Source organism: Pseudomonas sp. D3 (genome assembly GCF_029320995.1).
GTDB lineage: Bacteria > Pseudomonadota > Gammaproteobacteria > Pseudomonadales > Pseudomonadaceae > Aquipseudomonas > Aquipseudomonas paraveronii.
Map to the genome: position 1 here is coordinate 117,172 of NZ_CP119772.1, position 14,678 is coordinate 131,849.

Here is a 14,678-nt window from a genome sequence, read left to right on the forward strand (position 1 = left end):
ATCTAACTACCACCGCCTGACGGGCCTGCGCTCTAACGTGGTCGAGGTCTCGGGTTGCATCCAGCAGCCCTCCTCACCGCGCCCGTCAGGAGCCCTCCCTTGCCCTCATCGCCCCCCAATGCCAATGACCTGTTGACTCAACTGACCACCGGCCCCTCCTTGCGCGAAGTCGCGGCCGCCACCCTGCGCTCGAGCTTGCGCGGGCTGTACCCGGATCTCGACATCGACCCCGACCTGACCGTTGTAGTGACGCCGCACTGGCAGATCACTGCCGGGGCGATCCTGCCCGGCGCCCCGAAATTTCAGTCGCTGACCGGCGCGTTGTACCGCAGTGCAACGTCCGGCGTGCCGGTGACCTGGATCGACGGCGAGCACTACCTGATCTATCAATCTGCCGCCGGGCCGAACGTGCATCTACCGATCAAAGTAGATGCCGTCGGCCGCCTGATCAATGAGCTGGCACCCTTGCTGCGCGTCGCGTACCAGGAGCAACAGCTCGCGTACTGGAACGAAAGCGACCACCACAACGGCCCACGTTGGCGCACCTTTGCCAACGCCTTACGCGCGATCTGGAATGTCGACAGCGTGGAAGGCTGGGACGAGGATGAATGCAACGTCGCCAGGAGCGTTTTTCACCACCCGGATTACGCCCAGCGCTTGCCCCAGGACAAATACGCGACCAAGGCTTATCTGATCGACGTCGACCTGGAGCACGCCACCCAGGTCAAACACCTCACTCTGTCGGCATTGGCGGTGCTGGTCGGGCGTCTTGGCGAGCGTGACATCATCCTCAGCTATTCGATCGCCGATGGGTTCGCCGCCTTCAAAAGCCTGCCAGCGCTTGGCGATGCCCTGAGCATTCAAGTCGCCAATCCACAGGCGGCCAAGCTCCACTGGCGATTGTTCCAACCCTCCGGGGACTTTTTCGAACAGCAGGCCTGTGCGTTTATTTCCTTGCAGATTCAGGCGATCGGCGTAATCGCGCTCGACAGCGATGAGCTGATCCCAACCATGATGCAAGACAAGCCAGGCAGCGAAATCGCCCTTCGCGCCCCGCTGAATCAAAACAGAATCGGCTGGGTTCATCGTGCCTTGCCCGACTGGATACTTAGCGCATCCTCGTCGGACCAGGCCACCTACGGGCGCTACATGATGGACCTGGCGGCCCTGCACCTGCGGCACGCCGGTAAAGCCTTTGATGACGGGATCAAGCACATCGGCGATTTTGCCCTGGATGCGATCCACACCCTGATGGTCAAGGACCACCCCAGCGTGGCCCGCACGACGCTGGACAGCGTGCGGATCAGCGTCACCAGCGTGCAGGTCTGGGGCACCCTGATTGTGCCGGGAAATACCCAGACCCAAACCTTTACTCTGGCCGAGTTGGCCCTGGAAAACCTGATAGCCCTGCCCTTGGGCAACAAAACCGTCCGTTATGAAAGCGGCAGCGCCGTACCCGCCTGGATGACGGCGTCCTACCTGGAACGCTTGATTACCCAGGCGAACGTCGGCGTGTACTACCCGGCCCTGGTCAAGCGCACATTGCTCGACGACCCGGCCGAGTCCACGCGGCGGCAACATCTCTACACCGCTCAGTTACGCCTGCAATTACCGTTACTGGCGTTGCACTATAAGGTCCGCCGTTTCCATGGCCTGAGCGAACAGGGCTATCGCTATGTCTGCGCAGCGATGAATCCAGACAGCGCAGCGCGTGTGGTCGACGGCATGGCGGTGGTCATCCGCCGCTTGTCCCTGCTCCCCAAACGCCGCCTGAGCTCGGCCGTCGACGTCGTCGGCAACATGTTCGTCATCGGCCCTCAAGACCCAAAAAAGGGCCCCTGTCTGCTCTATCGTCCGCTGTCCAACCAACCGTTGATGCAGTTCCCGTCACCGACCAACCTGCTGTACGCGATCAAACAAGACACGCCCTTGCGCCAATCGGTCCTGGCCTGGCTGCCCGACAAGGTGCGAACGGTTTATGCACAGTTTGTGTTTCCCGGCAGCCTGCCCTCGCCTTGGGTATTTACCAGCATGCTGAACGACCCGCTGAACGCACTGGTGATGACCGGGCCCATCGAACTGGGGCGGGAAGTGGTGCGCAACGACAACTTTGCCACACTGTTCCAAGCCACTGCCGACGCGCTGGTCACCCTGGCCGACCGCCAATCGGTGTCGAATGCCGAGGCGCGCTGGGAGAGTTTCAAGCATGCCGGGTGGCTGATGTTCAATACCGTGCTGCCGTTCATGGGCCGCGCCGCGGGCGCCGCGACCTGGATCTGGCAATTGATGGATGACCTGCAACAGATGGTCGACGCCAATGAGATCGGTGACCGTTCAGCCGGGCTCTCGGCGCTGGTAGATATCTTGCTGACGCTCGGCGTGGTGTTGGCGACGCATGTCGCCACGGCCCACCAGCCTGAATCGCCCATCGAGAAACCTGCCAAGCCGCCGGCATTGCAGGCGCAGGAGACCACGGTAGAGGTCGTCCAAAAGCCGGATATCACGACGGCAGAACTGCCCGTCGACCACGAACACACCCTGCACATCAGTGGCGCCTTGAACCGCAGCGCACTGAGCCTGGGTACGTTCCTGGACGGTTTCGCGCTGCCCAAGCCCGATCAATTGGGCACACAACAGACAGTGGAAGGCCCCCATCAGCATCTCTACGCCAAAGACACCCACTGGTACGCCCCGGTGGGTACACGCTGGTTTGAAGTCATCGTCGACGAAAACGACGCCGTGTTGATCATCGATCCGCACCAACCCGGCCGACGCGGCCCCCCGCTGATTGCCAATCGCCTGGGTCAATGGTTCGTCGACACGCGCTTGCGCCTCCGTGCAGGCGGCCTGCGCAGCCGGCGCAAAAAAGGCGAAGCCCTCAGGCCACCTAAAATCAACGATTTACGCCAGCATCTGGCGACCTTCGACAGCGAGCGCCCCCAACGCCAACGCGATATTGAGGCCCTGCAAGGCGCCATCGACCGCACAGCGGACGACGCCAAAGCAGTCGCCAGAACCACCTTTCTCGAACAAGTGGATACACGCCTCAAAGAGATCGACGTGCCGATTTCCCAGCTCAAATCCCTGAATATTCTCGACACGGTGCCCAACTATCAGAACGCCATGGTCGGCTACCTGGAACATCAGCTATTTCTGGCGAGCTCCGCCATCAGCGAACAACAGATCCCGTTTCGCGAACAACTGGAAGCCATACATGGCCACCTCGACACCGAGGGTTTTGAAGAAGACGCCTTGCCTGCCGCTCACTACCGCGCCATGTACGCCGCGACGCAGGCCATGGTGGAGCGGATGGACTATCTGCAGGCGCGCTTCAAGGAGGCCCGCACCCTGGGCGTGCCAGGGGTCAAGCTGATCCAACTCTACGAACCGCACCTGCCCACGTATGCCGTTGATGATCTCAAGGCGTTCAGGATTACCCTGGGCCACTTCCTGTGCGTGTCAGAAAGCCAATCGGCCACACGCGCCGATGCCAGAGAAGCCTTGCACCGTATCGTCGATGTGGCGGAACTGGCGGTCCAAAGCGCCAGAGGCGCCATGAAGCCGGGCAACGTAGCGCCGCCGGCTCAGTTGATCGAGACCCTGGATAGCCTGATGGATCAGTTTTCCAGGGTGGACCAGAACCTGGTGGATCTGCCGGCGGAATTTCCCAACGACCTCAACAAGCCTCATCTGGAAAGCCTGCGCAAGCAGGTTGACGAATTCGCGCAACTCACTGAGAAGCAACTGACGACCCTGCTTCGCGAACGTAGAGCCATGGAGCCCACCGCAGGCCCGTCGCGCCCGGCCCCGAGGGCGAAGAAAAAATACATCAAGACGCGCTCCAAGGGTGTGGTGGTCGGCGATGAGCGTGAAAGCCCCGCCGAAGACGGCAAGACCCTGGTCGACGTGAAGGAACCCCTGACCGGCAAGGTGATTGCAACCTTCCATGAGAAAGAGCCGGGTGTTTGGGTCGAACGCGAACTGAAGCCCAAACCCGTTACCCGCACCCAGGCGCGTAACTTGGCAATCAGCATCAGCGACGGTCAGGCGCTGGTCGATGGGGTCGGCGCCTTTATCGCCAACAAGGAAGCCTGGGCGAAGGAAACCCGACAACTGCCGGTGGAAATCGAAGAACGCTTCCACCAGCACGCCAAAAAACTCGAACGGGCCAGCCAGGATATCGAAGAGGCGCTGACCTCCAGCAACCAGACAGAAAGCGCCTCGCCATCAGCCGCGTTGACTAACCGCAGCCTCAATGAGGCGATCACCCGGCTCTACCGGGAAGGCAAGCGGGTCATGATCGAGGTGCTCAAGCGCCGGCCACCGGAGGCGGCGCACGTCGAATTGCTCTTGCGCGAGGGCGCCGTGACGGTCGACCCGCCTGTCGGCCCCCGCACCCGACTCAGGGGGCGCGACAAGGGTTTCCTGCAGGAATATGCAGTAGTGGACGCCAACACCAAACGCCCGTTGTGGTACGCGCACTTTCACTACCCCACCCTCACCGGGCCGGAGGAAGCCTACACCGCAGCCCACCTGAAAAATCGGCAACAGCGACTGATGGGTGGCCGGTTCGAACCCTTGAGCGACATCGCCGTGTACCGCAGTGAAATCGGCCTGCATCTGGCCCGCTCGCTGTTCCTTAAAGCCAAGCCGCCTCAGCCCGCAGCCTGACCTGTCCAGGCCTCGCGCAACCGCCCGAGCGCCTGGCGGATCGCGGCTTCAGGCACCGCGGCAAAACCCAGCACCAGGCCGGCGCGCTGATCGGCCGGTGGCCCGGCCTGCGTCAGCCAATAGCTGCTCAGGCCATTGACCTCCACGCCCACCGCGCGGGCCTGCGCCACCAGTTGTTGTTCGCGGGCGAGGCTGTCCACCCGCACGGTGAGGTGCAGGCCTGCGGCACTATTGGGCAGGCTGCCCACCCCCGGCAGCTCGCCCGGCCAGCCCTCCAGCAGTGCGTTACGCCGGCTGAGCGCAGCGCGGCGCATGCGCCGGATATGCCGCTGGAAGTGCCCCGCCGCCATGAATTCCGCCATCACCGCCTGGGTGCTGACCTCCGAATGCCGCACATCCACGGCGCGGCGCTGGGCGAACGCGTCGACCAGCGTCGGCGGCAACACCAGATAACCCAGGCGCAGCGCCGGGAACGCGACTTTGCCGAACGTCCCCACATACAGCACCCGCCCGCTGCGATCCAGGGCCGCCAGCGGGGCCAGCGGCGCGCCGCTGTAACGGTACTCGCCGTCGTAGTCATCCTCGACGATCCAGCCACCGCTGCGTTCGGCCCAGGCCAGCAACTCCAGGCGCCGGGCCAGGCTCATGACCACGCCCAGCGGGTACTGATGGGACGGGGTGACATACGCCAGGCGGCAGTTATCGAGGCGGTTCAATACGCTGCAGTCGATCCCCTCGCTGTCCACCGCCACACCCTGCAGCTGCGCACCGGCCAGGGCGAACGCATGACCGGCGGCGCGGTAGCCGGGATTTTCAATCGCCACGCTATCGCCGGGGGTCACCAGCAACTGTGCACAAAGGCTAATTGCCTGCTGTGCACCACTGGTGATCACAATTTGCTCAGCCGTGCATTGCATGCCCCGCGAACTGCGCAGGTAAGCGGCGATCAGCCCACGCAATCGCTCGTCCCCGGCCGGGTTGCCATAACACAGGCGTTCGAGGTCCGGCTTGCGCCAAAAAGCCGCACTCAGCTTGGCCCAGACGTCAAACGGGAACAGATCGAAGGCCGGAACCCCCACCCGGAACGCCCGTGGTGGACCGGTGGGCGGCAGGGGCAAATGGTTGTTTTCGAGGCGCTCCAGGGCCGCGCTGTGGATAACTTTTTCACGCGGAATATCGGCTTTTTTAGGGTCGATTGTGGATAAGGCTGGGGATAAGCCTGTTGAAAACCCTGTGGACAGTTTTGTGGATAGTTTTTTTGAGCTGGGCAGTTGGGCGACATAAGTCCCGTCGCCCACGCGGCTTTGCGTGAAGCCCTCGGCATACAGCTGATCGTAGGCGCGTACCACGCTGTTGCGCGAAATCGATAACGCCGCGGCCAGGTCGCGCGTGGCGGGCAAGCGCGTGCCGCTGGCCAGTCGCCCGTCCAGCACCCGCTGGCGCAGGGCTTCATACAGCTGGCGGGTCAGCCCCTGACGACGATCCAGCTCGATTCCCGCAGGGTTGAACGACAGCGGCGGCGCAGGGGGCGACATAGGGCAGGCTCCGTAATTGGACCTATAAAATGGGTCCTAGATGGCTCTTACAACGAACCATTAGCCTGCCTAGGATGCAGGCATTCGCCAAGGAATACTTTCATGTACATACCGCGCGCCTTTGCCCTCGACGATTTACCCGAACTGCAACAACTGATCCAGCACACACGCCTGGCGCAGGTGGTGACCATGGGTGAGCACGGCCTGCAAGCCAGCCACCTTCCGCTGCTGCTCAACCCGAACGAGGGCCCGAACGGTACGCTCTACGGCCACCTGGCCAAGGCCAACCCGCAGTGGCACGACCTGCAGAACGGCGGCGAAGCGCTGGTGATTTTTGCCGGGGCCGACGCCTATGTCAGCCCGGCGTTTTACCCGGCCAAGGCCGAGCACGGCAAAGTGGTGCCCACCTGGAATTACCTGGCGGTGCACGCCTACGGCACGGCCGACGTGTTTACCGACGCCGAGCGCCTGCTCGGCGTGGTCAGCGCCCTCACCGACCGCCACGAAGGCCGCCGCGCCCAGCCCTGGAAAGTCAGCGACGCGCCGGCCGACTACATTGAAGGCATGCTCAAGGCCATCGTCGGTTTCGCCTTGCCCATCGAACGCCTGATCGGCACACGCAAACTCAGCCAGAACCGCAGTGCCGCCGACATCCAGGGCGTGCGCGAAGGGCTGGCCACCAGCCTTGACGTGCGCGACCAGACCCTCGCCCGTTTTATTCCTCAAGGAACCCCAGAATGAGCCCGATCGACATCCGCCCGGTCACCGCCGCCGACCACGCCGCCTGGCTGCCGCTGTGGCACGCGTATTTGCAGTTCTACAACACCGAACTGCCGGACGCCGTCAGCCAGAGCACCTGGCAACGCCTGCTCGACGCCCGTGAGCCGACCCATTCCGCGCTCGCCTGGCAAGACGGCAAAGCGGTGGGCATGGTCAACTTCATCTACCACCGCTCCAACTGGAGCATTGAAAACTCCTGCTACCTGCAAGACCTATTGGTGGACCCGGCCCAGCGCGGCACCGGGGTTGGCCGCACATTGATCGAATTCGTCTACGCCACGGCCAAAGCCGACGGCTGCTGCAAGGTCCATTGGCTGACCCACGAGACCAATGCCACCGCGATCCAACTGTACGAACGCATCGCCGAACGCCCTGGTTTCATCCAATTTCGCAAAGGCCTTTAAGGAGCGCAGCATGTCCACCTCTCTCGCCGACTGGCAAGGCGTCCCGGCGCCCACGGTACAACTGCTCGAAGGGCGTTTCATTCGCCTGGAAAAACTCGACCCGGCGCGCCACGCCGACGGTCTGTGGCACGCCCTCGAAGGCCCCGGCGCCGACCCCAAGCTGTGGGACTATTTGCCGTATGGCCCGTTCAGCGACCGCGCCGCGTTCGATGCCTGGCTCAACAACCATGCCCAGCACAACGAGCCGTATTTCTTCAGCGTGATCGACCGCGCCAGCGGCGATGTGCAGGGCATCCTCAGCCTGATGTCCATCGTCCCGGCCCACGGGCGCATCGAAATCGGCCACGTCACCTTCGGCGCGCCGATGCAGCGCTCGCCGAAAAGCACCGAAGCCGTGTATCTATTGGCCAAGCATGCTTTCGAACTGGGCTACCGCCGGCTGGAGTGGAAGTGCAACAACGGCAATGCCCGCTCCAAATATGCCGCCGAGCGGCTGGGGTTCAGTTTTGAAGGGGTGTTCCGCCAGCACATGGTCGTCAAGGGGCAGAACCGGGACACGGCGTGGTATTCGATTCTGGACTCGGAATGGCCGCCGATCGGGGCGGGGTTTGAGCAATGGCTGTCGGAGGCCAACCAGGCAGGTTCGGGGCAATTGAAAAGCCTGGCGGAGTGCCGCGCCTAAATCCCACAGACAGCGCAGCAGCAAAATATGAGAGCGGGCTTGCCCGCGAGGCGGTGGGTCAGTCGAGATTGATTTTCGACTGGCCTACCGCTATCGCGGCATAGGTATCTACACATCCGATGGCGCTGACAACCCCAGTCGTATCGCGAGCGGTTGCTTTGCTTTTGCTCTGTTTTTGATTTTGATCTTAGGCGCCCCGTTAACCACGCTGGCCGAACGCAGGCTTGAATCCGTGGGCAACCCGGCAGGACGCCGGGTTAGCCGTCCTGGGCCAGGGATGGCCCATGACGGCGGCCCACGGATTCAAGCCTGCGTTCGGGCATGCCGAGCCTAGGCGAGGCACCGAGTGGTGGGGCAAGAGCGTTTTGCTTACTTTTGCGCTTTTCAAAAGTGAGCCGCCGTAAGGGCGGAACCCATAGCGGCCGTTACCTGAATAATGGATATGTACTCATTCCAACCCGAATAAAGGGTCGGCCCACAGGCCGCCACGGGGGCAAGCTCCCTCGCCACAGGTCCGTCGAACTACCCATAAAATGGTGTAGATACCCATGGCTATCGGGGCAAGCGCCCTCCCACACTCGGTCGTCAGCGCCATCCGCACGGGGTGTCAGTCGGCAAGCTGCTTGGCCAGCACCGCAATATGCTCCGGCCCGATCCCGCAGCAACCGCCTAAATGGCTGGCGCCGCGCTTCTGCCAATCGGCCGCCCATTGCAGGTAGCCCGGCGGGTCAAGGTCTTCGCGCAACGGGTCGAGGCCGTCGTTGGCCGTGGCCTCCTTGGGCTGCGGCGGGAAGGCGTTGGCGTAGGCGCCGATCTGGATCGCCACCCCCAGGCGCTCGAAGGTCTGGCGTGCCGCGTCAATCGCCGCGCCAATCACTTCCGGTTGGCTGCAGTTGAACAACAGCACCTGCACCCCCAGTTGCGCAGCCGCTTCGGCCGCCTCTGCCACCGGCTCGCCGGAACGCAGGCGCGGCACCTCGTCGGTGTCTTCGTCCTTCAGGGTAAACGACAGCCAGAACGGTTTGCCGTCCGCCGGCAGACCGGCATGGATAGCCCGCGCCTCGACGATCGAACTCTGGGTTTCCGCCAGCCACAGGTCAACATAAGGCGCCAAGCCAGTCACCAGGGGCGTCAGCAGCTCGCTGACCCGATCGGCTTCAAACAGGTCGGGCCGATAAGAACCAAACAGCGGCGGCAGGGAACCTGCCACACGTACCGCTTGGCCGGATGCCACCACCGCACGCCGCGCCAATTCACCGGCCAACGCCGCCAGGGCCTGGCCCTCGGCAGCAAACCGCGCTTCGCCAATATGAAACGGTACAACGGCGTAGCTGTTGCTGGTGATCACGTTGGCGCCGCTCTGGATGTAAGCCGCGTGTACCGCCTCCACCGCCTGCGGTGCTTCACTCAATGCCAGCGCTGACCACTCCGGCTGCCGGAACGGCGCGCCTCGGCGTTGCAGTTCGCGGCCCATGCCACCATCGAGAATTACTGTGCGTGCTGCGGCCATATACTTTTTACTCATAAGCTTATGAAAATAACTCACTATGAGAGTCGCCCTTATAACTATTTAATACGGTAAATTCGCTCCATAACAACTTCTTTTTGATTCGGGTGTCTCTCTTGAAACTAAAACCGCTACTGGCCCTGGGCCTGACCATGCTGGCTGCCTCCACCCAAGCCTTCGGCGGTGCAACCCTGGACCGGGTTGAGAAAAACCACGAACTGGTCGGTGTGCTGATGGAAAGCTACCCACCCTTCTCGTTCCTCAACGAGCAGAACCAGCTCGACGGTTTCGACGTCGACGTGGCCAAGGCCGTCGCGCAAAAACTCGGCGTGAAACTGCGCCTGGAGACCCCTTCCTGGGACGTGATCGCCGCCGGTCGCTGGAGCGGGCGTTACGACATTTGCATCTGCTCGATGACCCCAAGCAAGGCCCGCGCTGAAGTGTTCGACTTCCCGGTGGAGTACTACGCCTCGCCTGCGGTGATCGTGGTCAATGCCAAGGACGAGCGCATCCACGGTGCCAAAGACCTGAGCGGCAAGAAAGTCGGCCTCACCAGCGCCTCCAGCTACGAGAGCTACCTGAACAAAAACCTGGTAATCGAAGGCGCCGAAGACACCCAACTGCAGTACCCGTTCGAGAACGTGCAGATTGCCCCCTACGACACCGACAACGTGGCCTTCCAGGACCTGGGCCTGGGCGCCGGCGTGCGCCTGGATGCGATCCTCACCAACCTGGTCACCGCCCAACCGCGCCTGAGCCAGGACAAGCGCTTCAAGCTGGTCGGCGAAGCGCTGTACGCCGAGCCCAACTCGGTGGCCATCGAAAAAGGCGACCCGCAGTGGGACAGCAAAGTCCGTGAAGTCTTTGCACAACTGAAACAGGACGGCACCTTGAGCAAGTTGTCGCAAAAATGGATCGGTGCCGACATCAGCCAATGACCGCACTCCCCACTCCGCCCAAGCCGCCGACCAGCGCGTCGCGGCTACAGCGACTCTTCGGTTTTCGCACGCGCCTGTACCTGACTTGGGCCGCGCTGTTTTGCCTGTTCGCCAGTTTCTTCCTGAGCTTTGACCTGAAGTTCTCGATCATCCTCGACAAGCTGCCCAACCTGGTCGGCGTGCACCTGGCGCCCAACGGGTTTCTGCAAGGCGCGGCGCTGACCTTGTTTCTGTGCCTGTGCTCGATCGCGGCTTCGTCGGTACTGGGCTTTATCACTGCGCTGGGGCGCCTGTCGAAAAGCGCGGTGGCCTTTGGCGTCGCGAGTTTCTATGCCTCGTTCTTTCGCGGTACGCCGCTGCTGATCCAGATCCTGCTGATCTATCTGGGCCTGCCGCAACTGGGCCTGGTGCCGGGCGCCATCGTCGCCGGGATCATCGCGCTGTCGCTGAACTATGGCGCCTACCTGAGCGAGATCTTCCGCGCCGGTATCCTCGGCGTACCCCACGGCCAACGGGAAGCCGCCCTGGCCCTGGGCATGCGCGACAGTGCGATCTTCTGGCACGTCACCCTGCCCCAGGCCATGCGCACCATCATCCCGCCCGCCACCAACCAGTTCATCTCAATGCTCAAGGACTCGTCCCTGATCTCGGTGATGGGCGTGTGGGAAGTGATGTTCCTCGCGCAGTCCTACGGCCGTTCCAGCTATCGCTATATCGAAATGCTCACCACGGCGGCGATCATTTACTGGGTGATGTCCCTCGGCCTGGAACTGATCCAGGCGCGCATGGAGCGGCATTACGGCAAGGGGTATGTGCGACGGGGGTGAGGACTTGTTCAGATGAGTTTTTAATCGCTCTGCACTAGAGACAACTCCCGCAAACCAGGGGTCGAGAGCCTGACAGTTATCGCCCCGCCATCTCGCTAAATTTCCGGCCTCATTCATCAGAGGTTGGGATCACATGTCCTTTACACACCAACGACTTGTACTTGTCATGGCGCTTGCGATCAGCGCCGCCAGCCTTCAACAGGCCCAGGCGCGGGGCGATATCGAATACCGGCCGTATCATTTCCAACCCTATGACGCGCTTGATGCTGAGTGGGCCGACGCGTCGCCTGAAAAAGCCGAACCCATCGACGGTTACCTCACTGGGCAAGCCACCACGCACAATGGCTTGCAGGTCGCCAAGGCCCTGGAACCCGCGCTGGTTCAATTGCTGGCGTCCGGCAAATTGACCTCCGAACAGATCAAAGAGCTGGAAAAGTTCGATGCCGCGCTCGCCAATCATCCCGGCGGCATCGGCGCGGCCCTTGAGCAATTGGCCGGCAGCCAGAACGCCAACCTCGCCGCTGCGACCCAAAACACCACGCAGCAACTGAGCGACCAACTGCTTTCGATCCTGCGCACCCTGCCCGCCGACGACGATGGCCACTTCTGGCTCAAGGGCCTGGGCAATGACGGCACGCTCGACAAAAAAGCCGGCAGCGCCGGCCTGAAACACGGTACCCAAGGCCTGTTGCTGGGTGCCGACTGGGCGCTGGACCACGCCTGGCGTGTCGGCGTGATGGGCGCCAAATCCAGCAGCCACCTCGACGCCCAGCGTTTCTCCGCCGACCTCGACAGCTGGCACCTGGGCGGCTACGCCGTGCGTCAGGACGGCCCGTTGGCCCTGCGCCTGGGGGCGATCTACAGCAGCCATGACGGGCAGAACAAGCGCAGCGTCAAGCTGCTCGATTACGCCGAGCAGCTCAGGGGTAATTACACCGCCCACAGCCAAACCGTCTTCTCCGAAATGGGTTACCAATTGGGCAGTGCGGATTTCAGCGTGGAACCCTTCGCCGGCCTCGGTTACCAGCGCTATCACCGCGACGGTTTCAAGGAGCGGGGTGGCCTGAGCGCGCTGAACGTCGGCTCACAAAACCAACAGAATCTGAGCAGCACTTTTGGCCTTCGCCTGGCGTCGCTGTATCGGTTCGATAATCAGATGAGCCTGACACCCCACCTCAGCACCCGTTGGAAACACCTCTACGGCGATGTCGACAGCCAGGTCCGCCAATCCTTTCGCTATACGCCGGTGCAAAGCGACGGCTTTACCCTCCAGGGCACGTCGCTGGACCGCAATAGCCTGAACGTCGAGGCCGGCCTGGACCTCGCACTGTCGCCGCAACACACCGTGGGCCTGACCTACGCCAACGAAACAGGCAACCATAGCCGCAATCAGGGCCTGATGGGCCAGTGGCAAATGAAGTTCTGACCCCCGCAGCACCCGACGGCCAAATGGCGCGCAAAAAAAAGGGGAGCACCTGCTCCCCCGAGGATTAAGCGGTAGTGTCGAAGGCTGGATCAGCCTTCGATTTCAATCAGGATTTCGCCAGGGTTCACCCGGTCGCCCTTGGCCACGTGAACGGCGGTCACCTTGCCGGCAATCGCTGCCTGCACTTCGGTTTCCATCTTCATCGCTTCAGTAATCAGCACCGCCTGGCCGGCCTTGACCACGTCGCCTGGCTTGACCAGCACGTCGACGATATTGCCCGGCATCGTGGTGCTCACATGGCCTGGCTCGGTGGCTTGCTTGCGCTTGCTGCCGCCACCGCCGACGAACTCGTTGAGCGGTTCGAACACCACTTCTTCGGGCATGCCGTCGATGGACAGGTAGAAGTGACGCTTGCCTTCAGCCTTCACGCCGACCCCCGTGATGTCGACGCGGTAGCTTTCGCCGTGGACGTCGATGACGAACTCGGTCGGCACGCCTTCGCCACCGACACGGGCCACGCCGCCGGCTTCCGGGATCGGCAGCAGCACTTCAGGGGTCAGGGTGCCGGCGTCGCGTTCTTCGAGGAACTTGCGGCCAATGTCCGGGAACATGGCGTAGGTCAGCACATCTTCTTCAGACTTGGCCAACGCACCGATTTCACCGCGCAGCCTGGTCATTTCCGGCTTGAGCAGGTCGGCCGGGCGCACGTCGATCACGTCTTCGCTGCCGATGGCCTGGCGACGCAGTTGCTCGTTCACCGTGCCCGGCGCCTTGCCGTAGCCGCCTTGCAGGTAGAGCTTCACTTCGTTGGTGATGGTCTTGTAGCGCTCGCCGGCCAGCACGTTGAAGAACGCCTGGGTGCCGACGATCTGCGAGGTTGGGGTGACCAGCGGGGGGAAACCAAGGTCTTCACGCACGCGCGGAATTTCAGCCAGCACTTCGCCCATGCGGTTGAGTGCGCCCTGCTCTTTGAGCTGGTTGGCCAGGTTGGAAATCATCCCGCCCGGCACCTGGTTGACTTGCACGCGGGTGTCGACCGAGGTGAATTCGCTTTCGAACTGGTGGTACTTCTTACGCACGGCATAGAAGTACAGGCCGATTTCCTGCAACAGTTCCAGGTCGAGGCCGGTGTCGAATTCGCTGCCTTTAAGGGCCGCGACCATCGACTCGGTACCAGGATGGCTGGTGCCCCAGGCGAAGCTGGAGATGGCGGTGTCGATGTGGTCGGCACCGTTTTCGATGGCCTTGAGTTGGCACATCGCGGCCAACCCCGCCGTGTCGTGCGAATGGATGAACACCGGCAGGCTCTGCTCGGCTTTCAGCGCTTTGACCAACTCGCCAGTGGCATACGGCGTCAGCAGGCCGGCCATGTCCTTGATCGCCACCGAGTCGCAACCCATGGACTCCATTTGCTTGGCCTGGGCCACAAACGCGTCGATGGTGTGTACCGGGCTGGTGGTGTAGGCAATGGTGCCCTGGGCATGTTTGCCGGCGGCTTTGACCGCTTCGATGGCCACGCGCAGGTTACGCACGTCGTTCATCGCGTCGAAGATGCGGAACACGTCGATACCGTTGACGGCGGCCTTGGCGACGAAGGCTTTGACCACGTCGTCGCTGTAGTGGCGGTAGCCCAGCAGGTTCTGGCCGCGCAGCAGCATTTGCAGGCGGGTGTTAGGCAACGCGGCGCGCAGTTTGCGCAGGCGCTCCCACGGGTCTTCTTTCAGAAAGCGCACGCAGGCGTCGAAGGTCGCGCCGCCCCAGACTTCCAGGGACCAGTAGCCGACTTGGTCGAGCTTGTCGCAGATCGGCAGCATGTCTTCGGTGCGCATGCGGGTGGCCAGCAACGATTGGTGGGCGTCGCGCAGGATGGTGTCGGTGACAAAGATCTTCTTGCTCATTGTTATATTC

General features: G+C 62.4%; 10 protein-coding genes. 7 read left to right on the forward strand and 3 right to left on the reverse strand.

Annotated elements, in window-relative coordinates; translation table 11 throughout:
- The first annotated feature begins 99 nt into the window (after positions 1 to 99).
- Positions 100 to 4,671 carry a DUF6543 domain-containing protein gene (locus tag P3S72_RS00550; protein ID WP_276195515.1) on the forward strand — a complete coding sequence of 1,524 codons (4,572 nt, stop codon included), beginning with the start codon at positions 100 to 102 and terminating at the stop codon, positions 4,669 to 4,671.
- On the opposite strand, the gene P3S72_RS00555 is transcribed toward P3S72_RS00550, so the two are convergent.
- Positions 4,656 to 6,206 carry a PLP-dependent aminotransferase family protein gene (locus tag P3S72_RS00555; protein ID WP_276195516.1) on the reverse strand — a complete coding sequence of 517 codons (1,551 nt, stop codon included), beginning with the start codon at positions 6,204 to 6,206 and terminating at the stop codon, positions 4,656 to 4,658. The genes P3S72_RS00550 and P3S72_RS00555 overlap by 16 nt on opposite strands.
- A 102-nt stretch (positions 6,207 to 6,308) precedes the next feature.
- On the opposite strand from P3S72_RS00555, the gene P3S72_RS00560 reads away from it, so the two are divergent.
- From P3S72_RS00560 to P3S72_RS00570, 3 genes are read left to right on the forward strand one after another with little or no spacing between them, the layout of a single operon-like run.
- On the forward strand, positions 6,309 to 6,947 hold the full coding sequence (locus P3S72_RS00560; RefSeq protein ID WP_276195517.1) for an FMN-binding negative transcriptional regulator: 639 nt from the start codon (positions 6,309 to 6,311) through the stop codon (positions 6,945 to 6,947).
- Positions 6,944 to 7,390, forward strand: a complete 447-nt coding sequence (locus P3S72_RS00565) for a GNAT family N-acetyltransferase (protein WP_247407830.1) — start codon at positions 6,944 to 6,946, stop codon at positions 7,388 to 7,390. Before P3S72_RS00560 ends, P3S72_RS00565 begins: the two co-directional genes overlap by 4 nt.
- Positions 7,391 to 7,400: 10 nt before the next feature.
- Positions 7,401 to 8,072 carry a GNAT family protein gene (locus tag P3S72_RS00570; protein ID WP_276195518.1) on the forward strand — a complete coding sequence of 224 codons (672 nt, stop codon included), beginning with the start codon at positions 7,401 to 7,403 and terminating at the stop codon, positions 8,070 to 8,072.
- Between the two features lie 607 nt (positions 8,073 to 8,679).
- Here the strand turns inward: P3S72_RS00570 and P3S72_RS00575 are convergent.
- Entirely contained in the window at positions 8,680 to 9,582 is a 903-nt protein-coding gene (locus tag P3S72_RS00575; RefSeq protein WP_276195519.1) for a homocysteine S-methyltransferase family protein, read from the reverse strand.
- Positions 9,583 to 9,695: 113 nt separating this feature from the next.
- Between P3S72_RS00575 and P3S72_RS00580 the strand changes: the two genes are divergently transcribed.
- The 3 genes from P3S72_RS00580 to P3S72_RS00590 all read left to right on the forward strand — a co-directional run bounded on the left by P3S72_RS00580 (position 9,696) and on the right by P3S72_RS00590 (position 12,770).
- Positions 9,696 to 10,517 (forward strand): ABC transporter substrate-binding protein, encoded by an 822-nt coding sequence (locus P3S72_RS00580; RefSeq protein ID WP_276195520.1) that lies wholly within the window; start codon positions 9,696 to 9,698, stop codon positions 10,515 to 10,517.
- Complete coding sequence (locus P3S72_RS00585; RefSeq protein WP_276195521.1) at positions 10,514 to 11,344, forward strand: amino acid ABC transporter permease; 831 nt, start codon at positions 10,514 to 10,516, stop codon at positions 11,342 to 11,344. The genes P3S72_RS00580 and P3S72_RS00585 overlap by 4 nt, the downstream gene beginning before the upstream one ends.
- A 133-nt stretch (positions 11,345 to 11,477) precedes the next feature.
- The gene (locus P3S72_RS00590; RefSeq protein WP_276195522.1) at positions 11,478 to 12,770 is read left to right on the forward strand and encodes an autotransporter outer membrane beta-barrel domain-containing protein; all 1,293 of its coding nucleotides are present in this window, start codon (positions 11,478 to 11,480) and stop codon (positions 12,768 to 12,770) included.
- Positions 12,771 to 12,859: 89 nt separating this feature from the next.
- Here P3S72_RS00590 and oadA read toward each other — a convergent pair whose 3' ends face one another.
- Entirely contained in the window at positions 12,860 to 14,668 is a 1,809-nt protein-coding gene (gene oadA, locus P3S72_RS00595) for a sodium-extruding oxaloacetate decarboxylase subunit alpha (RefSeq protein WP_247405731.1), read from the reverse strand.
- Positions 14,669 to 14,678 lie beyond the last annotated feature (10 nt).

Bases quoted from the DNA above. Each gene is read 5' to 3' on its own strand.
- P3S72_RS00560 (WP_276195517.1), top strand. From the start codon at position 6,309: ATGTACATACCGCGCGCCTTTGCCCTCGACGATTTACCCGAACTGCAA.
- P3S72_RS00590 (WP_276195522.1), top strand. From the start codon at position 11,478: ATGTCCTTTACACACCAACGACTTGTACTTGTCATGGCGCTTGCGATC.
- P3S72_RS00585 (WP_276195521.1), top strand. From the start codon at position 10,514: ATGACCGCACTCCCCACTCCGCCCAAGCCGCCGACCAGCGCGTCGCGG.
- P3S72_RS00555 (WP_276195516.1), bottom strand. From the start codon at position 6,206: ATGTCGCCCCCTGCGCCGCCGCTGTCGTTCAACCCTGCGGGAATCGAG.
- P3S72_RS00575 (WP_276195519.1), bottom strand. From the start codon at position 9,582: ATGGCCGCAGCACGCACAGTAATTCTCGATGGTGGCATGGGCCGCGAA.
- P3S72_RS00565 (WP_247407830.1), top strand. From the start codon at position 6,944: ATGAGCCCGATCGACATCCGCCCGGTCACCGCCGCCGACCACGCCGCC.
- P3S72_RS00570 (WP_276195518.1), top strand. From the start codon at position 7,401: ATGTCCACCTCTCTCGCCGACTGGCAAGGCGTCCCGGCGCCCACGGTA.
- oadA (WP_247405731.1), bottom strand. From the start codon at position 14,668: ATGAGCAAGAAGATCTTTGTCACCGACACCATCCTGCGCGACGCCCAC.